Origin of the sequence: Leclercia sp. LSNIH8 (assembly GCF_002920195.1) — a bacterium.
Taxonomy (GTDB): Bacteria; Pseudomonadota; Gammaproteobacteria; order Enterobacterales; family Enterobacteriaceae; genus Enterobacter.
On record NZ_PQJY01000009.1, the window covers coordinates 127,860 to 152,981 of the forward strand.

The window sequence follows — 25,122 nt, forward strand, 5'->3', positions numbered from 1 at the left end:
TTTGGGAGTTATGGCTATGAAACTTGTCACAGGTATTGTTGCTTCTCTGGTTATTGGATCACTCTCTTTTGGCGTTATGGCGGCGGAAGAGATCCAGAAGGACAAAGTTAAAGAGATGAATTTGACGAAAGTTGGCGATATTTCTACGTCTGATACCACCGCGCCAATGGATGCGCGAAAAGAGCTTTCACAGAAAGCGGATGAGCTGGGCGGTAAATACTATGTCGTCACCAGCGCCAACAAAGATTCCAAAGACATCCGCGCGACCGCAGAAGTCTACAAATAAAAAAATGAAGCCGGGCACATTCGCCCGGCTTTATTCACGCTTAACGCAGCGCCCACCACTCCCTGAGGCAGGCTTTTCCTTCAGGACAGCTTTTGCAGCTGCCAGATAAGCAGCCGTCGGCATCTTCCTGAATCCGCTTCGCTTTGCCCATCGCCTCAAGACGTTGCAGCATGGCCTCGATCATCGCCTGCGGGGTATGCAGCATCTGGCTAAGCTGGGTGGCCTCCATTCTTCCCTGTAACGCCAGTAAATCACGTACTTCAATTAACGATGCCATGCCGCCTCCTAATGACAGTCGCTTACCGGACTTTCACAGCAGGCCGCCGCGGTTTTGCCTTTCGCCAGCAGATTAACGTCCACACGGCTGCGGGCCCGGCGTAACAGCCCGATTACCACCACGTTAAACAGCACCACTGCCAGGATGCATACCAGGCTGTACTGCGGATGCTGATTGAAATTGACCGTCTGGTAGTAGACTGTCGCCAGCGAGTAGGCGATGTTCAGCCCCCACAGCACCGAAAAGCCCATCCAGCCGCGGCTCGATTCACGGGCGATGGCTCCCATGACCGAGATGCACGGAATGTAGAGCAGAACGAAGATCAGGTAGCTGTAGGCCGCCGAGGCGCTGCCAAACTTCTCGCTCATCACGCCCATGGCGCCGCTCGCCATTTCGCCGTCGCCTTTGCTGGCTTCAATCGGGTTCGCCAGAACGCTCAGGCTGAAGGTCTCTTTCAGGCTCTGCCAGGTTTCATCCACGGCGCTGACCAGTTCGTCGCCGAGGTGGAAATCGGCCGGGTTAAATGCGGCTTCCTGAATATTTTCAGCGGTGTAGAGGGTGTTAAGCGTACCCACCACCACCTCTTTCGCCATTGCGCCAGTGAACAGCCCGACGGTAGCCTGCCAGTTGTCCTCGTGTACGCCAATCGGCTTGAACAGCGGGGTGATAACGCGGCTGACGGAGGCCAGGGCGGAGTCGTCAATGTTGTCTACCGCCTTGCCGTTCAGAGAGAAGCTGTTGAACGCGCTGAGGAAGATACTGACCACCACAATCACTTTACCCGCCCGCAGCACAAAGCCCTTCAGCCGCTGCCAGGTCTGGATCAGCAGGCTTTTCAGGTGCGGAACGTGGTAGACCGGCAGCTCCATCACGAACGGGGTCGCCTCACCACGCATGATGGTGTGCTTGAGCATCAGGCCGGTGAGGATCGCCATCACAATGCCCAGCACGTAGAGCGAGAAGACCGCCAGCGCCCCCTCCTGACCGAAGAAGGCGGCGGCAAACACCGCGAAGATCGCCAGACGTGCGCCGCAGGACATAAACGGCGCCATCATGATGGTCATCAGCCGTTCGCGAGGCGCATCCAGCGTGCGCGCCCCCATTACCGATGGCACGTTGCAGCCGAAGCCGACAATCAGCGGCACGAACGATTTGCCCGGCAGGCCGAGGGCCTGCATCAGACGATCCATCACGAAGGCCGCGCGGGCCATGTAGCCGGAGTCCTCCAGGAAAGATAGGAACAGATACATCATGCCGATCTGCGGCACCAGCGGCAGGACGGTGTTGATCCCGCCCCCCAGCCCCTGGGCGAGGAAGATAGTCAGCCATTCCGGCAGATGCAGCGTATAGCCCAGCCACTGAATGCCGTGAATAAAGATGGCGACGGAGCCGACGTCAAACAGCGGCTGCAGCGCGCCGCCAATGTTGATGGCCAGCAGGAACATCACGTACATCACCAGCAGGAAGACCGGCAGACCGAGGAAGCGGTTGAGGATCACCGTATCCATCGCCCGGGTAAAGCGGCTCGGCTCGGCGGTGAGGGCATTGCTGACCACGTCGCAAATGGCGGCAATGCTCTGATAGCGGGCATCGGCAATGTGCAGGGCAGGGTCGTCCAGCTCGTCATTCAACCGTGCCAGAGAGGCATCCAGCTGGTGGGCGGCATCACCGGCATAGGCGCGGCTGTAGATATCGCCTTCCAGCATTTGCAGGCCGAGCCAGTGGCGCAGCCTGAGCGGCATGCTGTGCGCCATTGCCTTTGCGAGGATCCCGGCTTCGCGCAGCAGGGGCTGGGCGTAGTGCACCAGCTCCACCTCAGCGTTACGGCTGTGGCGGTCAATGGCGATCTTCAGGGCGTCGATTCCGCGGGCACGGGTTGAGATCAGCGGCACCACCGGGCAACCCAGACGGGCGGAAAGCGCGTCGACAACGATACGGATCTGCTGTTTCTCCGCAATGTCGAGCATGTTCAGCGCCACCACGCAGGGGATGCCCAGCTCCAGCAGTTGCAGCGTCAGGTAGAGGTTTCGCTCGAGGTTCGAGGCGTCCACCACGTTGATCAGCAGGTCGGCGTCGCCGCTCAAAATATAGTGGCAGGCGATCTGCTCATCGAGCGAGGTTTGGGAGGAGATAGTGGTTAACGAGTAGGTGCCGGGCAGATCGACGAGGGTGACCTGATTGTCGATGGTCGTAAACTGACCCTCTTTACGCTCGACCGTGACGCCCGCCCAGTTACCGACGCGCTGACGAGCGCCGGTAAGCTGGTTAAATAACGTTGTCTTGCCGGAATTGGGATTGCCAATTAAGCCAATGGTTAATTTTTTCATTTTTTCAGACTCGCTACGAGAGCTGGCGTTTTATTGAGACAGAGCTTCAACTTCTATTAATGCGAGATCTTTCTTACGCAGAACCAGATTCACCCGTCGGGTTTCGATATGTACCGGATCGCCCAGCGGGGCCACGCGCACAACGTGGAATGCGGAGCCGGGAAGTAGCCCTAAAGAGAGCAGCTTCTGGCGATAGGCCGGGCTGATTTCGCGGGTGAAGCCGGTGATCTTCCACGCGCTGTCTGGAGTGAATTGCATAGTGCCTACTTAACGAGAGGTTAAATAATCAACAGGCACAATGGTAATGAGAATGGTTTCTATCATCAATATTAAATATGTGACGGAATGTAGCCAGGGATAATAATTTGCAGGCTGATTGACCTTGCTCAATATTTACGGCGGAGGCGGGTGGATTATTTGTTAATAAAGTGCTGATGAGGAGTTTTATATTTGCTGCTTAATGAAAATAAAAATAACAAATAATAAACCCTCTCCCCAAAGAGGAGAGGGCACAACAATTAACGCTTTTTACCCATCGCCGCCGCCAGCGCATCCATCATCGCGCTGTTGCCGGAGGGTTGTGCTTCACGCCCGCGTGGTTTCGCCGCCGGACGCTGCTGACGTGCCTCGCTGTTACCGCCGCCACGACGGGCGTTGGTTTCGCCAGGCTGCTCGTCCAGACGCATGGTGAGGGCGATACGTTTGCGCTGCAGATCCACCTCCAGCACTTTCACCTTCACGATGTCGCCAGCTTTCACCACGGTATGTGGATCTTCCACGAACTTGTCGGCCAGGGAGGAGATATGCACCAGGCCATCCTGATGCACGCCGATGTCCACAAACGCGCCAAAGTTGGTGACGTTAGTGACTGCGCCTTCCAGCACCATGCCCGGCAGCAGGTCGTTCATCGTCTCGACGCCTTCCGCAAACTGCGCGGTTTTGAACTCCGGACGCGGGTCGCGGCCAGGTTTTTCCAGCTCTTTGATGATGTCGGTCACGGTCGGCACACCGAATTTTTCATCGGTGAAGTCAACGGCTTTCAGGTTACGCAGCTCACTGCTGTTGCCCATCAGCGTCTTCAGCGCCTGCTGGGTAGCGGCCAGAATGCGCTCGACCACCGGGTAGGCTTCCGGGTGAACGGTGGAGGCATCCAGGGGGTTGTCGCCGTGGTTAATACGCAGGAAGCCCGCGCACTGCTCGAACGCTTTTGGCCCCAGACGACTCACCTTCAGCAGCTGCTGGCGGTTCTGGAACTGACCGTTCTCATCACGCCAGGCGACGATATTCTGCGCCATCATACGGGTTAAGCCCGCCACGCGGGTCAGCAGGGGAACGGAGGCGGTGTTAAGGTCAACGCCCACGGCGTTCACGCAGTCTTCCACCACCGCGTCCAGCTTACGCGCCAGCTGGGTCTGGCTGACATCATGCTGGTACTGGCCCACGCCGATAGATTTCGGATCGATCTTCACCAGCTCCGCCAGTGGATCCTGCAGGCGGCGGGCGATAGAGACCGCGCCACGCAGGGAAACATCGAGATCCGGGAACTCCTGTGCCGCCAGCTCGGAGGCCGAGTACACGGATGCACCCGCTTCGCTGACAATCACCTTCTGGGCGGTCACTTTCGGGAACTGCTTTTGCAGATCGAGGAAGAAACGCTCGGTTTCGCGGGAGGCGGTGCCGTTACCGATCGCCACCAGCTCGACGTTGTGCTTTTCGCACAGCGCCGCAACCGCGACCGCAGCTTTTGCCGCCTGACCGGTATGCGGATAAATGGTATCGGTGGCCACCAGCTTGCCGGTGCCATCCACCACGGCGACCTTCACGCCGGTACGCAGACCCGGATCGAGACCCATGGTGGCGCGCAGGCCAGCAGGGGCAGCCATCAGCAGGTCGTGCAGGTTACGGGCAAAGACGTTAATCGCCTCGTCTTCGGCGCGTTCGCGCACGGTGCCCATCAGTTCGGTTTCGAGATGCATCAGCACCTTGATACGCCAGGTCCAGCTCACCACCCCTTTGCGCCAGCTGTCTGCCGGGGCGTTATTCAGGCGCAGACCGAGATGATCGGTGATGATCTGCTCGCCGTGGCTCTCTTTCGGCGGCTCATCGAACTGCGGGTCGGCGTTCAGGGAGAGCTGCAAAATGCCCTCGTTGCGGCCGCGGAACATCGCCAGCGCGCGGTGAGAAGGCACGGTTGAAATCGGTTCATGGTGATCGAAGTAGTCGCGGAATTTCGCCCCTTCTTCCTCTTTGCCGCTGACCACGGTGGAGACGATATGGGCGTTCTTCCACAGGTAATCACGCACTTTTGCCAGCAGGGCAGCATCTTCGGCGAAGCGCTCCATCAGGATGTAGCGTGCGCCATCAAGGGCGGCTTTGGTGTCGGCCACGCCTTTATCGGCATCGATAAATTTCGCGGCTTCGGTTTCCGGGTCGTGCGAGGGCTCATTCCACAGCAGATCGGCCAGCGGCTCCAGGCCTGCTTCGATGGCAATCTGCCCGCGGGTACGGCGCTTAGGTTTATAGGGAAGATAGAGGTCTTCCAGCTCGGTTTTGCTCAGGGTGCCATTAATGGCTTTTTCCAGATCGCTGGTCAGCTTGCCCTGTTCGCCAATGGATTTCAGAATCGCCTGGCGCCTCTCTTCCAGCTCACGGAGATAGCCAAGGCGGGTCTCCAGGTTACGCAGCTGCGTATCATCCAGACCGCCGGTGACTTCCTTACGATAACGTGCAATAAACGGCACGGTGTTCCCTTCATCAAGCAGGCGAACGGCAGCTTCTACCTGTTCAGCCCTTGCCTGAAGTTCACCCGCAATAATGCGGCAGAGCGAATCTTTCATCATGGCTATTTCATCTTGTGGGTCAAAAATCAGGGGATAGTTATACGGACTGGCACAGCAAAATGCCAGTCGCGGAGGGCGCTCCAGGACTATTTTACGTACTCGATTTCATTTACATACCAGCTGGCTTCTCCCGCCGGGGTCTGGACGATAGCCAGATCGCCTACCTCTTTTTTCAGCAGCGCGCGGGCCATTGGAGAATCGATGGAGATGTAATCCTTACGACCAAAAATTTCATCGTAGCCGACGATACGAAAGCGCTTGAGATCGCCGTCGTCGTTTTCAATTTCCACCCACGCGCCGAAAAAGACCTTGCCCTCCTGCTGCGGGGAATAGTCGACGATTTTCAGGTTCTCGAGGCATTTGGTCAGATAACGCACCCGACGGTCGATTTCACGCAGCCGCTTTTTGTTGTACTGGTAGTCGGCATTCTCACTGCGGTCGCCGAGACTTGCCGCCCAGGTCACTTTTTTCGTCACCTCCGGGCGCTCTTCCCGCCACAGGGTGTCCAGCTCTTTCTTCAGATTTTCATATCCTTCGCGGGTGATCAGGGGCGTTTTCATTCTTTTGCCTTACGACGAGGTTGCTTACCTTGCGCACATTACGTATCACTTATCTTAACAGAGAGGATTAATAATGAGTTATGTGATGGAATGTACATATAAGCTGCTGTTAAATATGCTTTGTAACAATTTCGACTAGAATTTATACCAGAATTAGCTGGTCGTGGACGCGCACTTTTTTAGAATACGCTGTTCAAGATTATCCGAACCTTTGGGAGTACTGACAATGCAAGAGAATTATAAGATTCTGGTGGTGGATGACGACATGCGCCTGCGTGCGCTCCTTGAGCGTTATCTGACCGAGCAGGGCTTCCAGGTTCGTAGCGTGGCTAACGCCGAACAGATGGATCGCCTGCTGACCCGTGAATCCTTCCACCTGATGGTGCTGGATCTGATGCTGCCGGGCGAAGATGGCCTCTCTATCTGCCGTCGTCTGCGCAGCCAAAGCAACCCAATGCCGATCATTATGGTGACGGCGAAAGGGGAAGAGGTTGACCGTATCGTGGGTCTGGAAATTGGCGCCGACGACTACATTCCAAAACCGTTTAACCCGCGTGAGCTGCTGGCGCGTATCCGTGCCGTACTGCGCCGTCAGGCGAACGAACTGCCTGGCGCACCGTCGCAGGAAGAGGCGGTAATCGCCTTCGGTAAGTTCAAGCTGAATCTCGGCACCCGCGAGATGTTCCGCGAAGATGAGCCGATGCCGCTCACCAGCGGTGAGTTCGCGGTCCTGAAAGCGCTGGTCAGCCACCCGCGCGAGCCACTGTCGCGCGATAAGCTGATGAACCTGGCCCGTGGCCGTGAATACTCCGCGATGGAGCGTTCCATCGACGTACAGATCTCCCGCCTGCGCCGCATGGTGGAAGAGGATCCGGCGCATCCGCGCTATATCCAGACCGTCTGGGGTCTGGGCTACGTGTTTGTCCCGGACGGCTCTAAAGCATGAGGCGAATGCGTTTTTCGCCGCGAAGCTCGTTTGCCCGCACCCTGTTACTGATCGTCACCCTGCTGTTCGTCAGCCTGGTGACGACCTATCTGGTGGTGCTGAACTTTGCGATCCTACCGAGCCTCCAGCAGTTTAATAAGGTCCTGGCCTACGAAGTGCGTATGCTGATGACCGATAAACTGCAGCTGGAAGATGGCACGCAGCTGGTGGTTCCCCCTGCGTTTCGCCGTGAAATCTACCGTGAGCTGGGGATATCGCTCTACTCTAACGAAGCGGCGGAAGACGCAGGCCTGCGTTGGGCACAACACTATGAATTTTTAAGCCAGCAGATGGCGCAGCAGCTGGGCGGCCCAACGGAAGTGCGCGTTGAGGTCAACAAAAGCTCGCCGGTGGTCTGGCTGAAAACCTGGCTCTCACCCAATATCTGGGTGCGCGTGCCCCTCACCGAAATCCATCAGGGCGACTTCTCGCCGCTGTTCCGCTACACCCTGGCGATTATGCTGCTGGCGATAGGTGGGGCGTGGCTGTTTATTCGCATCCAGAACCGACCGCTGGTCGACCTGGAGCATGCGGCGCTCCAGGTCGGTAAAGGGATTATTCCGCCTCCGCTGCGCGAATATGGCGCGTCGGAAGTGCGTTCCGTTACCCGCGCGTTCAACCATATGGCGGCGGGGGTGAAACAACTGGCGGATGACCGTACCCTGCTGATGGCCGGCGTCAGCCATGACCTGCGCACCCCGTTAACGCGTATTCGTCTGGCGACCGAAATGATGGGCGAGGAAGATGGCTACCTGGCGGAGTCCATCAACAAGGACATCGAAGAGTGCAACGCCATTATCGAGCAGTTCATTGACTACCTGCGCACCGGGCAGGAGATGCCGATGGAGATGGCGGATCTGAACGCGGTGCTGGGTGAAGTGGTGGCGGCCGAAAGCGGCTACGAGCGTGAGATCGAAACCGATCTGCAGCCGGGTGATATCACCGTGCGGATGCACCCGCTCTCCATTAAGCGCGCCGTGGCGAATATGGTGGTGAATGCTGCCCGTTACGGCAATGGCTGGATCAAGGTCAGCAGCGGCTCCGAGCTGAGTCGCGCCTGGTTCCAGGTGGAAGATGACGGCCCGGGGATCAAACCGGAGCAGCGTAAACACCTGTTCCAGCCGTTTGTGCGCGGCGACAGCGCGCGCAGCACCAGCGGCACCGGTTTAGGCTTGGCGATTGTGCAGCGTATTGTGGATAACCATAACGGTCTGCTGGAGATTGGCACCAGCGAACGGGGTGGGTTGAGTATCCGCGCCTGGCTGCCGGTTCCGTTTCCGCGCGGGCAGGTGAAAGAGAGTTAAAAAAATGCCGGGTGGCGGCTTCGCCTTACCCGGCATGGATTATGGTAGGCCGGGTAAGCGAAGCGCCACCCGGCACAATTTTTACAGCTTCGGTCCCGCACTCACCAACGCCGCACCCGCTGGCGTATCGGTGTACTTCTCAAAGTTTTGCACAAACAGCTTCGCAAGCGTGGTGGCTTTTTCCTGCCACTGCTCCGGCGACGCGTAGGTGTTGCGTGGGTCGAGGATATGGCTGTCCACGCCCGGCAGTTCGGTCGGGATTGCCAGATCGAACATCGGCAGGGTGAAGGTTTCCGCATCATCCAGCGAACCATTCAGAATGGCGTCGATAATGGCGCGGGTATCTTTGATGGAGATACGTTTGCCAGTGCCGTTCCAGCCGGTGTTGACCAGATACGCCTGGGCACCCGAGGCCTGCATGCGTTTCACCAGCACTTCGGCGTACTGTGTTGGGTGCAGCGACAGGAAGGCTGCGCCAAAGCAGGCGGAGAAGGTTGGCGTCGGCTCAGTCACACCCCGTTCGGTACCGGCCAGCTTGGCGGTAAACCCGGAGAGGAAGTGATACTGCGTCTGGCTGGCGGTGAGGCGTGAAACCGGCGGCAGCACACCAAACGCGTCGGCGGTGAGGAAGATCACCTTGGTCGCGTGGCCCGCTTTTGAAACCGGCTTAACGATATTGTCGATGTGGTAGATCGGGTAGCTGACGCGGGTGTTTTCTGTTTTTGACGCATCGTCAAAATCGACCGTGCCGTCAGCACGTACCGTCACGTTCTCCAGCAACGCATCACGACGGATCGCCTGGAAGATATCCGGCTCCGCCTCAGCTGACAGACGAATGGTCTTGGCGTAGCAACCGCCTTCGAAGTTAAACACGCCGTCGTCATCCCAGCCGTGTTCGTCATCGCCAATCAGGCGGCGTTTCGGATCGGTGGAGAGGGTGGTTTTACCGGTGCCGGAGAGGCCAAAGAAGACCGCCACGTCGCCTTTCTCGCCCACGTTCGCCGAGCAGTGCATGGAGGCAATGCCTTTTAACGGCAGCAGGTAGTTCATCACCGAGAACATCCCTTTCTTCATTTCGCCGCCGTACCAGGTACCGCCGATAAGCTGGATACGCTCCGTCAGGTTAAAGGCGACAAAGTTTTCCGAGTTCAGTCCCTGCTCTTTCCACTGCGGGTTGGTGCATTTCGCACCGTTCATCACCACAAAGTCAGGCTCGAAGCTCTGTAACTCTTCTTCGGTCGGGCGAATGAACATGTTCTTCACGAAATGGGCCTGCCAGGCGACTTCAGTGATAAAACGAACGGAAAGACGGGTATCGGCGTTGGCACCGCAGTAAGCGTCGATGATGAACAGACGTTTACCGGAAAGTTGTCGGGTGACGAGGGATTTCAGATGCTGCCAGATTTCAGGGGAGATCGCTTTGTTGTCGTTCTTCCCTTTGCCGTGATCGGCCCACCACAGGGTATCGCGGGTGGTGTCGTCACGAACAATGTACTTATCTTTCGGCGAACGGCCGGTAAAAATACCGGTGTCGACAGCGATAGCGCCGGTCGTCGTCAATATACCGCGCTCGTATCCTTCGAGTGCTGGATTGAGCTCTTCCTGATAAAGCGTATCGTAATCAGGGTTATAGACGATGTCGCGAGCGTCGTTGATACCATAAGCCTTGAGATCTTGCGGGGTTAAACCATTAACACGCATATCACTGCTCCTTAGCCAATTTATACTGCCTGAAATTGTAGGGGTTTTCTTCGAATGTTAACCGCGACCGGGCTCATAGATTTGCGTATCTGGACAAAAACCCTTTATGACGGAAAACGCTGTGACTCCTGTCACTTTGCGGTGCAGATTATGGCAGGAATCACTTTTCGGTTGGGGAAAATGTTCCGAAAAGGTTAATGAGCGATAAATTAAACTGCGAGAATGTGAATGTAAGCGCATACATGAAAGAAAATTACGAAAGACTTACATTACTGATAACGATTCAGCAGATTGGGGTAAATAGTGAATGAAATTAATGAGTAGGGGAGGGGAAAAGGTTAACTGCCCCCTCAAGAGGGCAGTTAACGGCAGGACTTAGTGCAGCTGCGGATCGGCCGGGGAGGCGTTGTTGCGGATCTCGGCAATGTCCATTGCGTTAAAGACGTAGTGAGAACCGCAGTAGTCGCAGTTCATGTCGATTTCGCCATCTTCCGCCAGGATGCTGTCAATCTCTTCATCCGGCAGTGTTTTCAGGGCACCCGCGCAGCGTTCACGGGAACAGGTGCATTTGAACTCAACATCCTGCGGATCGTAGAGCGTCACCTCTTCTTCGTGATACAGACGCCACAGTACTTCGTTCGCCGGTAAGGTGAACAGCTCTTCGGCTTTGATGGTTTCGGTGAGGGTGGCCAGGTGATCGAAATCATCTGCCTGCGCGTTCTGGGCTGGCAGCACCTGCAGCAGCATCCCGCCGGCACACGGCTGGCCGTCGACTTCACCGGTACGGATGAACAGACGCGTCGGCAGCTGTTCGGAGCGCAGGAAGTAGTCTTCCAGGCAGGCTGCCAGCGTGTCGCCTTCCAGACCGACCACCCCCTGATAGCGCTCGCCCTCTTCCGGGGAGATGGTGATGACCAGGTAGCCATTGCCCACCAGCGTTTTCAGGTCTGCGTTTTCAGGGATCTCGCCCTGTACGCGCGCCACGCCGCGCATCTGCTGCTGGTTGTTGCCGTTGATTACCGCCAGGCTCATCGGGCCATCTCCCTGCAGCTGCACGGTGATGTCACCGGCAAATTTCAGGGTCGCGGTCAGCAGGCTGGTCGCGACCAGCAGCTCGCCCAGCACGGTTTTCACCGGCAGCGGGTAGTTGTGGTTTTCCAGGATCTGTTTCCAGGTTTCGGATACGGTAACCAGCTCGCCGCGAACGGCAAATTGTTCAAACAGATAGCGGTGTAATTGGTCGTGTTGGGCCATAGTCATCTCTCGTTCAGCAAGAATCACTCATTCTCGCCATTTTTAAATTTAATCAGATCGCGACGTTCTTTCTTGTCAGGGCGTCTGTCGGGATGCGGCATGGTCAGGGCATTCAGCTTTCGCGCCTGCGCCATCTTTTCGCGTTTCTCCACGCTTTCTGCCGTCTCTTCGTACAGGGTGCTGGCTTCCACTGCCGGGCGACGTTGTTCGGTGATGTTTTTCACGATCACCGTCCGTTCGTCGTTGCCCTGACGCAGGGTCAGGGTGGCGTTCAGCTCCACGAGCTTGCTCGGTTTGCTGCGCTGCCCGTTGTAATGCACTTTGCCGCCTTCAATCATTTCGCGGGCGAGGGCGCGCGTTTTGTAAAAGCGGGCAGCCCATAACCATTTATCCAGTCTTACTCCTTCGGAGGGTTTCTCTTTCATGGCTTCTCCTTCACGGTGAGTGAGGGGATCATCCGGCGGTAGTCGTTCAGCCCCGGATGTCGCAGATAGCTTTTTTCAGCCAGGCCAGAATCAGGATTGGTCACGCCAAGGCAATAACGTATGCCAAATTTTGCCGCCGCATCCAGAATGGGTTCGCTGTCATCAATAAACAACGTTCTTTCTGGCTGCAGGCCGGTCTCTTCTGCCACCGCCTGCCACAAACGCTGATCCTCTTTCGGATAACCAAATGTGTGGGTGGAAAGTAATAAATCAAGGTGTGAACCCAGTCCGGTATGTTCCAGCTTCACCGCCAGATTATGCGGGTGTGCGTTGGTCAGCAAAATGCGCCGCTTGCCGCTGGCTTTGAGCGCGTCCAGAAAGGGGACGGTATCTTCACGCAAAACGGCGCGCGGGCCCTGAGCGGTGGTCATGGCACAAATATCCAGACCAAGGCGTTCGCTCCAGTAGTCCAGACAGTACCAGTTTAGCGTATGTTGTACGGCGGTATATTGCTGGCGTATGAATTCCTGCGCCTCCAGCGGGGTGATCCCTTGCTGCTCGCCGTAGGTTTCCGGCACCAGTGTTTGCCAGAAGTAGTTATCAAACGCGAGGTCCAGCAGCGTGCCGTCCATATCCAGCAGGACGGTATCAACCTCCCGCCAGGCGATATCAAGATGCATGGGGAATACTCCAGCCAGAAAAAACGTGCGCGACAGAGTAGCATATCTGGTCGCGCACAGAGGTTATCCGATCAGGCTCTCAGGGGTAGGAACAAGCTTCGGATTGAGGCAATTTTCGTAGTACTGCTGGATCTCCGCCAGGCGGGTGCGCGAGCGCTGGTAGCGGCGTAACGCCATCACGCCGTTCCAGATAATGCACAGCACCATCGCCAGCATCAGCAGCGAGGTGGCAATGTAACGCCATAAAACGGCGCTATCCGGTATGCGGTGCAGCTCGATATGGCGGGTGCCATTGGCATCGGTAAAGATGCTCGTCACAATTCCTTCGGCGCTGAACGGCGTGTGCATCAGCATCTGCGCCAGTCGCTGAAACTCGCCCCACTGTTCCTGCGCCGGGTAGTCATACAGCGCCACCGGCGGGTAGGGCTGATCGACCAGATCGCTGCCTTCATCGCTGACGATCACAAAGCCGCCGGGCGCCGGGCTGTTAAGCGCCTGCGCGGCACGCGAGGTTTCGCGCATAACGAATGGCGCGGTAGAGGTGGCGACCAGGTTTTCCAGCGACTCGGCGCTCACCGGACGCAGCAGGACGTTAACACCATCAAGACGGCCAGTCGTGGCACGTTTCACCAGCGCTTCCCAGTCTTTGCTGTTGCCGAGGTTCACCAGCGCGTTCTTCAGCCTGACGCACTCATCCGCCTCCGCGCACAGCTCCTGGGTCTTCAGTACGATATCGCCAAAATCATCCAGCAGGATCATGCCCGATTTCTGAATGGCGGAGCGTAACGCCGGGCTGACGCGCGTAACATCTTCCGGTTGAGGATGGAGCTGGCGGCTCAGGGCCTGGGTCAGCGCCGTGGCTTTGTTAACAATGTCTGATTCCGGCAGCGGCAGCGGGGCTGCGTCATTCCAGATCAGCTGCGAGCAGTCAAAGGGGGCAAAAGGCGAGCTCTGACGGGCGTTCCAGTTGCCCGGCGCGTGGATATTACACATCCCCGTTCCCTTCAGATTCAGCGTATCGCCGACGCGCACCCCGGCGTTTTCAAGCTCCCCAACGCTGGTAGCCTCGATGGTCTGGGCGCCTTTGATCCACGACAGGGTAAATTTGATCGGCATATCCAGCGGTACGAGGAAAATCAGCATTGCCAGCACCAGCCCGGCGCCACCGGCAATCACCGTGCTGCGCAACCAGTGCTGCAGCGGGAAGTTTTTCACCTCGTCATGCAGGGATAAATAACGTCCCTGGCGCACCACATGCCTGTCCAGATAGATATCAACATCGGTCTTTTGCCCTAAATCCTGGGCCAGCCACGGCTGCCAGTGGCGCGGGTAGATCAGGTCAATAATGCCCATTGAGATGTTGTTGACGTGATCCTGATCGTTCTCGCCAAAGAGACCCCAGCGCTTTGGCGTCCCGCGCAGGCAGTGGATCTCACGCAGCGCGTTTTTCGCTGGCGGGGCAAATAATCCCCATAAACCCGCCGCCAGCAGCAGCACGCCGCCACCAGCAAGCCAGGGGACAAAAACATCCGGACTCAGCAGGCAGAAGAAGAACAGCAGGAAGGCGGCGACAATCAGCAGCGCTTCACGAATGCCATCCGGGCGGCTGAGGGCATACTCTTCGTGGGTCTCCTGACGAATGTTCAGCAGTTCGATCTGCTCTGTCTCTTCGCCACGAATTGACGCCTGGGTTGAGCTGACGTGTTCCAGCGCCAGATGCGGCGCTTCCTGGACATACTCGGCGATGGAGTGGCCGTTCAGGGTAATCACCAGCGGGATAGCGTCGGTGTGGATCAGCTCAACGCTGTTTTCGTCATTGATGTATTGCTCCCAGAACGGCGGCAGATGCACTTCGACGGAGTCAAGGTAGTAGCGCCATTTATTGGGATCATCTGTGGTAATGCCATAGCGGGTAATGGAGCGCGTCAGGCAGAGCACGGTATTGCTCTCGGCGTTCAGGCTTAACGAGACCGGAGCCGCGCTGGCGCCTGTTGCAGGCATTTGCTGGATGCGGTTAAACGACTCGAGATATTGCTCAATCGCGCTACGTTCTTCTGCGGTGAGTTTGCGTGTGCTCGCCCCGGTAAAGGCGTTGAGATAAGGCAGGCGATATCGACGCTGCGATCGACGTCTGAACCACCACCCTGCAATTAATGCGCAGGCCAGCATAGCAGCGATAATTATTAAAATGGTGCTCATGCTTTCCCCATCTTACTTTTCTTACAGGTGTAGTCAGTAGCACCTTTAACAGTGAATGCGTGTCTGTGGTTGGCTATCGGCATGTAAGGCGTTGAACTTGAGCAATTTGAAGCGCATCCCAGTGTTCGCTGATGATAGCAAAGGCAACCGTGGCGGAATATCAGCAAATTCCTGGAATAATTTCAACCTATTGACTTTTGTGTTGAAATGCGTAATGAATCTGATTAAGTTGCATAAATGTAAATAAACCGCGAAGGACATTGCCGAAACCGTGCGGCATATCGCACAATGAGGTCTGTTCACCCAGCAAAGACCCGTCAAAATGAGCAAACCCTTACAAAAGCCCACCATCCTGAATGTTGAGACTGTCGCCAAATCGCGGCTGTTTAACGTTGAGAGCGTGGATCTGGAGTTCAGTAACGGCGTGCGCCGCGTCTACGAGCGTATGCGTCCCTCCACACGCGAAGCCGTCATGATTGTGCCTATTGTCGACGAGCATCTGATCCTGATCCGTGAATACGCGGTGGGAACGGAATCTTACGAGCTGGGCTTCTCCAAGGGACTTATCGATCCCGGCGAGTCGGTTTATGAAGCCGCCAACCGTGAACTGAAAGAAGAGGTGGGCTTTGGTGCGAAGGAGCTTACTTTCCTGAAAAAGCTCAGCATGGCCCCCTCCTATTTCTCCAGCAAAATGAATATCGTGCTGGCGGAAGATCTCTACCCTGAATCGCTGGAAGGTGATGAACCTGAGCCGCTGCCGCAGGTACGCTGGCCGCTGGCGCATCTGATGGATCTGCTGGAAGAGCCCGATTTTAACGAAGCCCGGAACGTAAGCGCACTGTTTCTGGTGCGGGAGTGGCTGAAAGGGCAGGGAAGACTGTAGCGGAAAATCCCCCCTTCACCGGGAAGGGGGGAGACATATCAGAAGAGCTCTTGCGTTTCGCCGTTATCTATCAACGTTGTACCCACCTCATGCACCACCTGATGCGTTGGCTGCGTACCTTCGATGAAATACTCCTCACGACTGTTACCACCGTTAGCGAGTTGACCGCTGTAGCGATCGATATTGACCGTTACGATGCCCGGCGGTGGCGTAAGTGGTTCTTCCGGTACGCCATCAAGAACGATCTTCATAAAGGCATCCCACGCGGGCTGCGCGCTTTTGGCTCCGCCCTCGTAACCGGAGATCTGATCTTTAATCGCCCCGGAGGCCGTGGTACGCCCTAAATCACGACGGTGATCGTCAAAGCCGATCCACACCGAGGTGACCGCACCCGGGCCATAACCCGAGAACCAGGCATCTTTGGAGCTGTTGGTGGTGCCGGTTTTGCCGCCAATATCCTTGCGCTGCAAATCACGACCGGCACGCCAGCCTGTACCCTGCCAGCCCGGTTCACCAAAGATGTTGCTGTTCAGCGCGCTCTTGATCAGGAACGCCAGCGGAGTGTTAATCACGTGCGGGGCGTACTCCTGAGCGCCGGTCTGGGCGACCAGAGCCTGGTTCGCCTGCTGGAGCTGCGGCATCGGCACCGCCGCATTTTGCCGCTCCTGCGAGATCGCGACATCTTCCATGTCCTGGTTGTTCAGCGCGTCTGACTTAGGCGTATCGCCATAGATGACGGGAATATCACACTCGGCACAGGCGATCTTCGGCTTGGCCTCAAACAGTACGCCGCCCTGATCGTTCTCGATTTTGCTGATGAAGAACGGATCGACCAGGAAGCCGCCGTTGGCCATCACCGCATAACCGCGGGCCACCTGTAGCGGGGTAAACGACGCGGAGCCCAGCGCCAGCGACTCGGTATGTACGATATTCTGCGCCGGGAAGCCGAAGCGCTGCAGATACTCCGCCGCATAATCGACGCCCATGGCACGCATGGCGCGCACCATCACCACGTTCTTCGACTGCCCCAGTCCCTGACGCAGACGGATCGGACCGGCGTACTCTGCCGGTGAGTTTTTTGGCCGCCAGTCGGAACCGGCCCCGGCATCCCAGCGGGAGATCGGCACGTCATTGAGAATACTGGCGAGGGTCAGACCCTTGTCCATTGCCGCGGTGTAGAGGAACGGTTTGATATTGGAACCGACCTGACGCAGCGCCTGAGTGGCACGGTTAAACTTGCTCTGATTGAAGTCGAAGCCGCCCACCAGCGCCAGAACCGCACCGTTATGCGGGTCGATAGAGACCAGCGCCGAGTTAACGTCCGGGATCTGCCCCAGCCACCAGGCGTCATTAACCTGGCGCACCCAGATTTGCTGGCCCACCTGTACGACGTCGGTCACTTTGCGTGGCGTCGCGCCCTGCTGTGTATCAGAGCGATACGGACGTGCCCAGCGTACCCCTTCCATCCGCAGCGACACGGAGGTGCCGTCGGCGAGCATCGCCGTGGCTTCCTGCGGATTGGCCTGGGTCACCACCGCCGCCACGAAGGGCCCATAGCCCGGAAGCGGCTTCAGGGTGTCGGTGATTTTTTTACTGCTCCAGGCGGATTCACCTACCTTCCACAGCACGTTTGACGGGCCGCGGTAGCCGTGGCGCATATCGTAATCTATTACATTGTTACGCACCGCCTGCTGCGCGCCCTGCTGGATGTTGCGGCTGATGGTGGTGTAAACGCGGTAACCATCCTCGTAGGCCTGTTCGCCGTAGCGGGAGACCATCTCCTGGCGAACCATCTCGCTGAGATAAGGGGCGGAGAAGGCAATTTCCGGCGCGTGATAGTTGGCATCAATCACCTCACTGCGCGCCTGATCGTACTGCGTCTGGCTGATATAGCCCTCGCTCAGCATACGCGACAGCACCACATTGCGACGTGCTGTCGCGCGATCCAGCGAGTAGAGCGGGTTGAAGGTAGAAGGCGCCTTCGGCAGACCGGCGATGGTCGCCATTTCACTCAGGGTCAGCTGTTCGATGGATTTACCGAAATAGACCTGCGCCGCCGCACCCACGCCATAGGCACGGTAGCCGAGATAGATCTTGTTGAGGTAAAGCTCGAGGATCTCATCTTTATTCAGCAGCTGCTCAATGCGGATCGCCAGGAACACTTCCTTAATCTTACGCATCAGCGTTTTTTCAGGGCTCAGGAAGAAGTTACGCGCCAGCTGCTGGGTGATGGTACTCGCCCCCTGCGAAGCATGGCCGGAGAAGAGCGCCACGCTTGCGGCACGGAAAATCCCCACCGGGTCGACGCCGTGGTGCTCATAAAAGCGGCTATCTTCTGTGGCAATAAAGGCTTTCACCATTACTGGCGGAATTTGATTCAGCGTCAGCGGGATACGCCGCTTTTCGCCGTACTGGGCAATCAGCTCGCCATCGGCGCTATAAACCTGCATCGGGATCTGAAGGCGTACGTCACGAAGCGTAGCGACATCAGGCAGTTGCGGCTCAATATATTTGTACAAACCAAAAATCGAGCCTGCTCCAAGCAGAATGCAACAGACTGCAAGGATCAATAAATACTTTACGAACTTCACTGGAGATTTCCCATTTAGTTTGAACTGGGCAGTTTCTAAACAATCGCGCGGTAGTATAAAGGCAAGCCTGTAGCATTGATATAGCCGTTATCCCCCCGGACGATAAGGAGATCGTGAAACATGGTATTTAAAACATGGCGAACAGGCGTTCATATTCAACAGGATAAGGTGCTGGCCGTCGCGCTGGTACGCAGAAAGTCGGGCTGGGGGCTGCGCCGCTGGTGGCAGCTCCCCCTGGCGGAGGGCATTATCCGCGACGGGCAAATTCTTCAGCCCGAACAACTGGCTGCGGCGCTGCGCGAGTGGCGGCAATGGCTGCCTTACCAGCATCAGGTACTTCTTGCCTTTCCGGCCGCACGCACCCTGCAACGCACCTTTCCGCGCCCGGCGATAACCCTGCGCGACAGCGAGGAGACGGCCTGGATTGGCGCGGCCTTGAGCCGCGAGCTGGAGATGGCACCCGATGCCCTGCGTTTTGATTATGCGGAAGATACGTTCAGCCAGGGGTATCAGGTTACCGCGGCACAAAATAAAGAGATCGCCACGCTGCTGGAGTTGGCCCGGGTGTTGCGTCTGCGGCTGACTGCGATCACACCCGATGCCGGGGCGCTGGCCCATTTTCTGCCTTTTGTACACGCGCCTGCCCAGTGCGTTGCCTGGCGCGATCGGGATCAATGGCTATGGGCGATGCGTCACCAGTGGGGCAGGCGTGGGATGGCGGAGGCGCCCGATGTTGAAAGCCTTGCAGCCCTGCTGGCGCTAGGGGTGGAGGAGATCGCCTGCTGCGATATGCGCAGTTTCGACCCCTGGAACGTGTTGTCCCACCGGCAACCGCCGCTGCCTGAAAATGGCGCGGATTTTAGCGTCGCACTGGCGTTAGCGCTGGCGACGGAAGGCTATGCGCGATGAGCGTGGCCAACCTGCTGCCGTGGCGTCAGCAACAAAAACGCCACTGCCTGCGCTTCTGGGGCTTGCTGTTCACCGGCTCGCTGCTGGTAACGCTGGGGCTCTGGACCGCCCGGCGGGCCGACGCCCCGCTGCAAGCGCAGGTTTTCGCGCAGCGACAGGCTAGCGATGGGGCGCTGAGGCAGGCGCTGGCGCAGCGGCAAAAGCAGTGGACGGCGCGTATTGCTCAGCGCCAGCAACGGCAGATTTGGGCGCAAAAAAAAGCGCAGACGGAGGCCTGGCAGACGATCCTCATCGCCCTGGCCCGCGCCCTGCCGGAGCAGGCATGGCTGGCGCAGCTTCGTTTCCAGCACTCTACGCTCTCCCTGAGTGGATACGCCGCCACGTTACCGGCGCTTGCGGCGCTGGAGAGGGCGCTACGCCAGCTGCCGGGGTTTACCCCTACCACGCCCGGCGAGATGCGCCAGGACGCACAGGGGCGCTGGCAATTTAGCTGGGCGCTGACCCGCAAGGAGGAGGCTGATGCGGATCCCTCCTGACCTCTGGTACGCGTTGTCCCCGCGCTGGCGCTGGCTGTGCTGGGGCCTCAGCTCAGGGCTGATGCTGCTCTGTGTACTCGGGGGGCAGCTACGCATGCAGCAGCAACAGCTCGCCACGCACCAGGCTCAGCACGCGCGTGACGCGGCGATCAACGGCCGCTTATGGACCGCGGTGCGTAAGCTCTCGCCCGTTGAGGATGCGCCATCGTCCGTGGCGCTGCGCCCCTTTTCACCGCTGGAGTTCGATACCGGTGAGCTACACATGGTGCGCTGGCAACCCGTCAATGCGGGAGGCGAACTGGTGGTCGAGGCGGTATGGGAGCAGATACCCGGGCTGTTTGCCACTCTCGCCCAACGCGACGTGGCGGTGGCGCGTTTTACGCTCCAGCCAGAACAGCAAAAGCTGCGCCTCACCCTGCAACTGGAGCGCCAGAATGCGGGTTAGCCGTGGCGTACTGCTTCTACTGCCGCTTCTTCTCGGTATGCGCGATCCGTTTCAGGCTCCGGTGTCACGCTGCCCCAACGCAGCCCTGAGCCAGTGGCGTTATGCCGGGCTGGTATCCGGCGCGGTGCCGGTAGGCATCGTCAGGGATGAAAAGTCCCGCTGGTTGCGGGTGCGTCGCGGCGACACGCTGCCCCAGGGCTGGCAGGTAACGGTGCTGAATGAAAAGGAGTTGGTCATCGACACGTCTGAGGCGTGTGAACCGCCGTTATGGCGATGGCAACGACAAGGAACGAAACAGGATGAAAAGAGGGATGTTGGCATTACTGCTGATCGGCGGCCAGACGCTGGCAGCGGAACCGTTGGCCGTGAATCTGGTCGTGGATGATGTGCCGGTCGCCCAGCTTCTGCAGGCCCTGGCGGAGCAGGAGAACCGCAATATGATTATCGCACCGGACGTGAGCGGCAATGTCTCTCTGCGTCTGCAAAAGGTGCCCTGGTTACAGGCGATACAGACGGTGGTGACCAGCGCCGGGCTGGTGATGCGCCAGCAGGAGGGCATCTTTTATATCCACAGCGCCGCCTGGCAACAGCAACAGCAGGCCAGAAAAGAGGCGGAGCGCGCTAAGCGTCAGCTCAGTGTGCCGCTGGAGGCGCGCAGTTTTTCTCTCTCCTATGCGGATGCGGGCGATCTCAGGCAGGCTGCCGAAAAGCTCCTCAGCCCAAAAGGCAGCCTTGCGGTGGACAAACGCACTAACCGTCTGCTGGTGCGCGACAGCCGGGCTGCGCTGGATGCGTTACAGCACTGGGTGGAGCAGATGGATCTGCCGGTAGCCCAGGTCGAGTTGGCGGCACACATTGTCAGCATGAGTGAAAAAAGCCTGCGGGAGCTGGGCGTGAAGTGGAGCCTGGCGCAGGCGCAGCAGCCTGGTAAGCCCGGAGAGCTGACGATACTCAACAGCGATCTTGCGGTGACCACCGCCACTACGCAGGTGGGTTTCACTATCGGCCGGATTAATGGCCGGTTGCTGGACATTGAGCTCTCCGCCCTGGAACAAAAACAGCAGGTGGATATTATCGCCAGCCCGCGTCTGCTGGCGTCGCATATGCAGCCTGCCAGCATTAAACAGGGCAGTGAAATTCCCTACCAGGTCTCCAGCGGAGAGAGCGGCGCGACGTCGGTGGAATTTAAAGAGGCGGTGCTGGGCATGGAGGTGACTCCGGTGGTGCTGGCCAATGGACGTGTACGCCTGAAGCTGCGCATCAGCGAGAACAGCCCGGGCCAGGTGCTAAAGCAGGCCGACAGTGAAACCATGACGATAGACAAACAGGAGATCGAAACCCAGGTAGAGGTCAAAAGTGGTGAAACGCTGGCCTTAGGCGGAATTTTTTCTCAGAGACATAAAAGCGGGAGTGAAAATGTGCCAGGCTTGAGCCGTATCCCCATCCTGGGGCAGTTTTTCCGTCATCAGGGTAAAGACAACGAGCGCCGGGAATTAGTAGTTTTTATCACCCCTCGTCTGGTTACGACCCCCTGATATACGGCAACGCCCCACGTGATTTTGCATTCTGTTTGTTGCAGATGTTTGACGTGGGGCATTAATTAGCATACAAGGAGTACCGATTTGAGAATCAGCCTACTCAATCTCACACCTTAACAACTTAAGCGGCAAGCAGGGTGATTTATTCTGTTGCCAAACAAGCTGGAGTATTGAGATAATTTTTAGTCTGACTCTCGCTCTATCGCATATGAGGTTTCAGTTCATGTCCTGTTACGCCAGGTGTCGGCGAAGCGGGTTTACCATTAACGAATAGTCTTAGTAGTACCGAAAAAATGGCAGAGAAACGCAATATCTTTCTGGTTGGGCCTATGGGTGCCGGCAAAAGCACTATTGGGCGCCAGTTAGCTCAACAACTCAATATGGAATTTTACGATTCTGATCAAGAGATTGAGAAACGAACCGGAGCTGATGTGGGCTGGGTCTTCGATGTAGAAGGCGAAGAGGGTTTCCGTGACCGAGAAGAAAAAGTTATCAATGAACTTACGGAAAAACAGGGCATTGTGCTGGCTACCGGCGGCGGCTCTGTAAAATCTCGCGAAACTCGCAACCGTCTCTCCGCCCGCGGTGTCGTGGTCTATCTCGAAACGACCATCGAAAAACAACTGGCGCGTACGCAGCGTGATAAAAAACGCCCGTTGCTGCAGGTTGAGACGCCTCCACGTGAAGTTCTGGAAGCGCTGGCTGATGAACGCAATCCCCTGTATGAAGAGATTGCTGACGTTACCATTCGCACAGACGATCAGAGCGCTAAAGTGGTCGCAAACCAGATTATTCATATGCTGGAAAGCAACTGATTCTGGCTTTATATATACTCGCCTACGGGTAAAAAGTATTTAAGGTGGATGTCGCGCTATGGAGAGGATTACAGTCACTCTCGGTGAACGGAGTTACCCTATCACTATCGCGGCTGGTTTGTTTAACGACCCAGCTTCCTTCTTACCACTGAAAGCGGGTGATCAGGCAATGCTGGTCACCAATGAGACGCTGGCTCCGCTTTATCTCGACCGCGTACGTCAGCTGCTTGAACAGGCTGGCGTGAAGGTCGACAGTGTGATTCTGCCTGATGGCGAGCAGTATAAAAGCCTGACGGTACTTGATACCGTCTTCACCGCATTACTGCAAAAACCACACGGTCGCGACACAACACTGCTGGCATTAGGCGGCGGTGTTGTTGGCGATCTGACGGGGTTTGCGGCGGCAAGCTATCAGCGTGGCGTTCGTTTTATTCAGATCCCGACCACGCTGTTGTCGCAGGTTGACTCTTCTGTTGGCGGCAAAACCGCCGTAAACCATCCGCTTGGCAAAAACATGATTGGCGCGTTCTATCAGCCCGCGTCGGTGGTGGTGGATCTCGACTGCCTGCAAACGCTGCCGAAGCGCGAGCTGGCATCTGGCCTGGCGGAAGTGATCAAGTACGGCATTATTCTCGATGGCGAGTTCTTTAGCTGGCTTGAAGAGAATATGGACGCCTTATTGCGCCTGGATGGTCAGGCGATGGCGTACTGTATTCGCCGTTGTTGTGAGCTGAAAGCAGAAGTGGTTGCCGCAGACGAGCGCGAAACAGGCTTACGTGCTTTACTGAATCTGGGGCACACCTATGGCCATGCTATCGAAGCCGAAATGGGCTACGGTAACTGGCTGCATGGCGAGGCCGTGGCGGCGGGGATGGTGATGGCCGCTCGCACCTCGGAGCGTCTGGGTCAGTTCAGCAAGGCGGATACACAACGCATTATCACGTTGCTTGAGCGTGCCGGGTTACCGGTGACGGGGCCGCGCGAAATGTCAGCCCAGGCCTATTTGCCGCACATGATGCGTGATAAAAAAGTATTAGCAGGCGAGATGCGTCTGGTACTCCCGCTTGCAATCGGAAAGAGTGAAGTTCGTGGCGGTGTGCCGCACGATGTCGTTCTTGGCGCTATTGCTGATTGCCAGCAAGCGTAACTATTAGAAAGGTCCGGCTGCGGTAATACGTAGCCATTTTGCTTCAGGTGATGTGCAAAGTCGTAGGCATAAGCCTTTTAGTGGGGTGTTAAATGGATGAATTCAAACCAGAAGACGAGCTGAAACCCGATCCCAGCGATCGTCGTACTGGTCGTACTCGCCAATCTTCAGAACGTGATAACGAGCCGCAAATCAACTTTGATGAGGTCGATCTGGACAATGACGATCCTCGTCCTTCGCGTGGCCGCGCCGCCCGCGACGAGCGTGAAGAAGAGGATTATGAGTCCGAAGATGATTCAATGGACGAAGCGCCCGTACAGCGTCGCCCGCGCAAGCGTAAGGCCGCTGCGGCGAAGCCCGCTTCCCGCCAGTATATTATGATGGGCCTGGGTGTGCTGGTCCTGCTGCTGCTGATTATCGGCGTCGGCTCCGCACTGAAAGCCCCGTCCACCTCGCCTGCTGAACAAACTGCTTCCGGCGAGAAGAGTATCGATCTTTCCGGCAGCGCTGCTGACCAGGCAAATGGCTCGCAGCCAGCGCCAGGCGCCACCTCCGCGGAGAATACGCAGCAGGAGATCTCTCTGCCGCCTGTTGCCTCCACGCCGACTCAGGGCCAGTCTCCGGCTACGCCTGAAGGCCAGCAGCGCGTTGAGGTTCAGGGCGATCTGAATAACGCCCTGACGCAGCCGCAGAGCGAGCAGCAGGTTAACAACGTGGTGGTAAACTCCACCCTGCCGACCGAGCCTGCGACCGTGGCGCCAATCCGTGGTGCTAACGGGCAACAGCAGACGGCGGCCGCAGAATCTGCGCCACGTCAGACTAAACCTGCGCAGCATCAGGAGCGTAAGCAGGCGGTGATTGAGCCGAAGCGTGAAGCGAAGCCGCAGCCTGTTGCGAAAGCAGAAGCGCCAAAAGCAGCCGCGCAGCCGAAGCACACTGAAACGGCAACCAGCGCCCCGGCGAAAGCGCCTGCAACAACCGCGACGGCACCGAAAGCAACGCCAGCGCCGACCGCAACAGCATCGACGCCAGCGGCGAGCGCCCCGGCGGCTTCTGCCAGCACCGGTAAATCGACAGGGAACGTGAGTTCTCTGAAGTCTGCGCCGTCCACCAACTACACGTTGCAGCTGAGCAGCTCTTCCAGCTATGACAACCTCAACGGCTGGGCGAAAAAATCGAACCTGAAAAACTTTGTTGTCTACGAAACCACCCGTAACGGTCAGCCATGGTATGTGCTGGTAAGCGGTGTGTACTCATCGAAAGACGAAGCAAAACGCGCGGTTGCCACACTGCCAGCCGACGTTCAGGCGAAAAATCCGTGGGCGAAGCCGATCCGTCAGGTTCAGTCCGATTTGAAGTAATCTGTGAAGCGCAGGATGCTGTCGGAGCTTTCTCCACAGCCGGAGAAGGTGTAATCAGT

At 57.4% G+C, this 25,122-nt stretch carries 23 protein-coding genes; 12 read left to right on the top strand and 11 right to left on the bottom strand.

What is annotated here, in order from left to right:
* The first annotated feature begins 16 nt into the window (after nt 1-16).
* The gene (locus tag C3406_RS21065; RefSeq protein WP_103824800.1) at nt 17-286 is read left to right on the top strand and encodes a YdgH/BhsA/McbA-like domain containing protein; all 270 of its coding nucleotides are present in this window, start codon (nt 17-19) and stop codon (nt 284-286) included.
* Nucleotides 287-326: 40 nt separating this feature from the next.
* On the opposite strand, the gene feoC is transcribed toward C3406_RS21065, so the two are convergent.
* The 5 genes from feoC to greB form a co-directional block, all read right to left on the bottom strand.
* Nucleotides 327-563: a [Fe-S]-dependent transcriptional repressor FeoC gene (gene feoC, locus C3406_RS21070; protein WP_103824801.1), complete on the bottom strand. Its 237-nt coding sequence runs from the start codon at nt 561-563 to the stop codon at nt 327-329.
* Nucleotides 564-571: 8 nt separating this feature from the next.
* Entirely contained in the window at nt 572-2,890 is a 2,319-nt protein-coding gene (gene feoB / locus C3406_RS21075; RefSeq protein WP_103824802.1) for a Fe(2+) transporter permease subunit FeoB, read from the bottom strand.
* A gap of 30 nt (nt 2,891-2,920) precedes the next feature.
* Nucleotides 2,921-3,148 (bottom strand): ferrous iron transporter A, encoded by a 228-nt coding sequence (feoA, locus tag C3406_RS21080; RefSeq protein WP_103824803.1) that lies wholly within the window; start codon nt 3,146-3,148, stop codon nt 2,921-2,923.
* Between the two features lie 260 nt (nt 3,149-3,408).
* Nucleotides 3,409-5,730 carry a Tex family protein gene (locus C3406_RS21085; protein WP_103824804.1) on the bottom strand — a complete coding sequence of 774 codons (2,322 nt, stop codon included), beginning with the start codon at nt 5,728-5,730 and terminating at the stop codon, nt 3,409-3,411.
* Between the two features lie 86 nt (nt 5,731-5,816).
* Nucleotides 5,817-6,290 carry a transcription elongation factor GreB gene (gene greB, locus C3406_RS21090; RefSeq protein ID WP_103177315.1) on the bottom strand — a complete coding sequence of 158 codons (474 nt, stop codon included), beginning with the start codon at nt 6,288-6,290 and terminating at the stop codon, nt 5,817-5,819.
* A gap of 226 nt (nt 6,291-6,516) precedes the next feature.
* Between greB and ompR the strand changes: the two genes are divergently transcribed.
* A complete protein-coding gene (gene ompR / locus C3406_RS21095) occupies nt 6,517-7,236 on the top strand; it encodes an osmolarity response regulator transcription factor OmpR (protein ID WP_001157751.1) in 720 nt (239 codons plus the stop codon).
* The gene (gene envZ, locus C3406_RS21100; protein WP_103824805.1) at nt 7,233-8,579 is read left to right on the top strand and encodes a two-component system sensor histidine kinase EnvZ; all 1,347 of its coding nucleotides are present in this window, start codon (nt 7,233-7,235) and stop codon (nt 8,577-8,579) included. The genes ompR and envZ overlap by 4 nt, the downstream gene beginning before the upstream one ends.
* A gap of 81 nt (nt 8,580-8,660) precedes the next feature.
* On the opposite strand, the gene pckA is transcribed toward envZ, so the two are convergent.
* The 5 genes from pckA to C3406_RS21125 form a co-directional block, all read right to left on the bottom strand.
* Complete coding sequence (pckA, locus tag C3406_RS21105; RefSeq protein ID WP_103824806.1) at nt 8,661-10,280, bottom strand: phosphoenolpyruvate carboxykinase (ATP); 1,620 nt, start codon at nt 10,278-10,280, stop codon at nt 8,661-8,663.
* Nucleotides 10,281-10,655: 375 nt separating this feature from the next.
* A complete protein-coding gene (gene hslO / locus C3406_RS21110; RefSeq protein WP_103824807.1) occupies nt 10,656-11,534 on the bottom strand; it encodes an Hsp33 family molecular chaperone HslO in 879 nt (292 codons plus the stop codon).
* Nucleotides 11,535-11,557: 23 nt separating this feature from the next.
* Nucleotides 11,558-11,959, bottom strand: a complete 402-nt coding sequence (gene hslR, locus C3406_RS21115; RefSeq protein ID WP_103824808.1) for a ribosome-associated heat shock protein Hsp15 — start codon at nt 11,957-11,959, stop codon at nt 11,558-11,560.
* Nucleotides 11,956-12,639 carry a GMP/IMP nucleotidase gene (gene yrfG, locus C3406_RS21120; RefSeq protein ID WP_103824809.1) on the bottom strand — a complete coding sequence of 228 codons (684 nt, stop codon included), beginning with the start codon at nt 12,637-12,639 and terminating at the stop codon, nt 11,956-11,958. Before yrfG ends, hslR begins: the two co-directional genes overlap by 4 nt.
* Nucleotides 12,640-12,702: 63 nt before the next feature.
* Nucleotides 12,703-14,838, bottom strand: a complete 2,136-nt coding sequence (locus tag C3406_RS21125) for an intracellular growth attenuator family protein (protein ID WP_103824810.1) — start codon at nt 14,836-14,838, stop codon at nt 12,703-12,705.
* Nucleotides 14,839-15,160: 322 nt separating this feature from the next.
* Here C3406_RS21125 and nudE point away from each other — a divergent pair, with 322 nt between their 5' ends.
* On the top strand, nt 15,161-15,721 hold the full coding sequence (gene nudE, locus C3406_RS21135) for an ADP compounds hydrolase NudE (RefSeq protein WP_039031517.1): 561 nt from the start codon (nt 15,161-15,163) through the stop codon (nt 15,719-15,721).
* 38 nt (nt 15,722-15,759) lie between these two features.
* On the opposite strand, the gene mrcA is transcribed toward nudE, so the two are convergent.
* Complete coding sequence (gene mrcA / locus C3406_RS21140; RefSeq protein ID WP_103824811.1) at nt 15,760-18,312, bottom strand: peptidoglycan glycosyltransferase/peptidoglycan DD-transpeptidase MrcA; 2,553 nt, start codon at nt 18,310-18,312, stop codon at nt 15,760-15,762.
* A gap of 120 nt (nt 18,313-18,432) precedes the next feature.
* On the opposite strand from mrcA, the gene C3406_RS21145 reads away from it, so the two are divergent.
* The 8 genes from C3406_RS21145 to damX all read left to right on the top strand — a co-directional run bounded on the left by C3406_RS21145 (nt 18,433) and on the right by damX (nt 25,063).
* Nucleotides 18,433-19,221, top strand: a complete 789-nt coding sequence (locus tag C3406_RS21145; RefSeq protein WP_103824812.1) for a type IV pilus biogenesis protein PilM — start codon at nt 18,433-18,435, stop codon at nt 19,219-19,221.
* Nucleotides 19,218-19,757, top strand: a complete 540-nt coding sequence (locus C3406_RS21150) for a PilN domain-containing protein (protein ID WP_103824813.1) — start codon at nt 19,218-19,220, stop codon at nt 19,755-19,757. Before C3406_RS21145 ends, C3406_RS21150 begins: the two co-directional genes overlap by 4 nt.
* Nucleotides 19,741-20,202: a HofO family protein gene (locus tag C3406_RS21155; protein WP_103824814.1), complete on the top strand. Its 462-nt coding sequence runs from the start codon at nt 19,741-19,743 to the stop codon at nt 20,200-20,202. The genes C3406_RS21150 and C3406_RS21155 overlap by 17 nt, the downstream gene beginning before the upstream one ends.
* Entirely contained in the window at nt 20,192-20,587 is a 396-nt protein-coding gene (locus C3406_RS21160; RefSeq protein WP_103824815.1) for a HofP DNA utilization family protein, read from the top strand. The genes C3406_RS21155 and C3406_RS21160 overlap by 11 nt, the downstream gene beginning before the upstream one ends.
* Nucleotides 20,514-21,737, top strand: a complete 1,224-nt coding sequence (gene hofQ / locus C3406_RS21165) for a DNA uptake porin HofQ (protein ID WP_476629946.1) — start codon at nt 20,514-20,516, stop codon at nt 21,735-21,737. Before C3406_RS21160 ends, hofQ begins: the two co-directional genes overlap by 74 nt.
* Nucleotides 21,738-22,033: 296 nt before the next feature.
* On the top strand, nt 22,034-22,555 hold the full coding sequence (gene aroK, locus C3406_RS21175) for a shikimate kinase AroK (RefSeq protein WP_003861630.1): 522 nt from the start codon (nt 22,034-22,036) through the stop codon (nt 22,553-22,555).
* 58 nt (nt 22,556-22,613) lie between these two features.
* Nucleotides 22,614-23,702 (top strand): 3-dehydroquinate synthase, encoded by a 1,089-nt coding sequence (gene aroB, locus C3406_RS21180; protein ID WP_103177302.1) that lies wholly within the window; start codon nt 22,614-22,616, stop codon nt 23,700-23,702.
* Nucleotides 23,703-23,794: 92 nt separating this feature from the next.
* Complete coding sequence (damX, locus tag C3406_RS21185) at nt 23,795-25,063, top strand: cell division protein DamX (RefSeq protein WP_103824817.1); 1,269 nt, start codon at nt 23,795-23,797, stop codon at nt 25,061-25,063.
* Nucleotides 25,064-25,122: the final 59 nt, after the last annotated feature.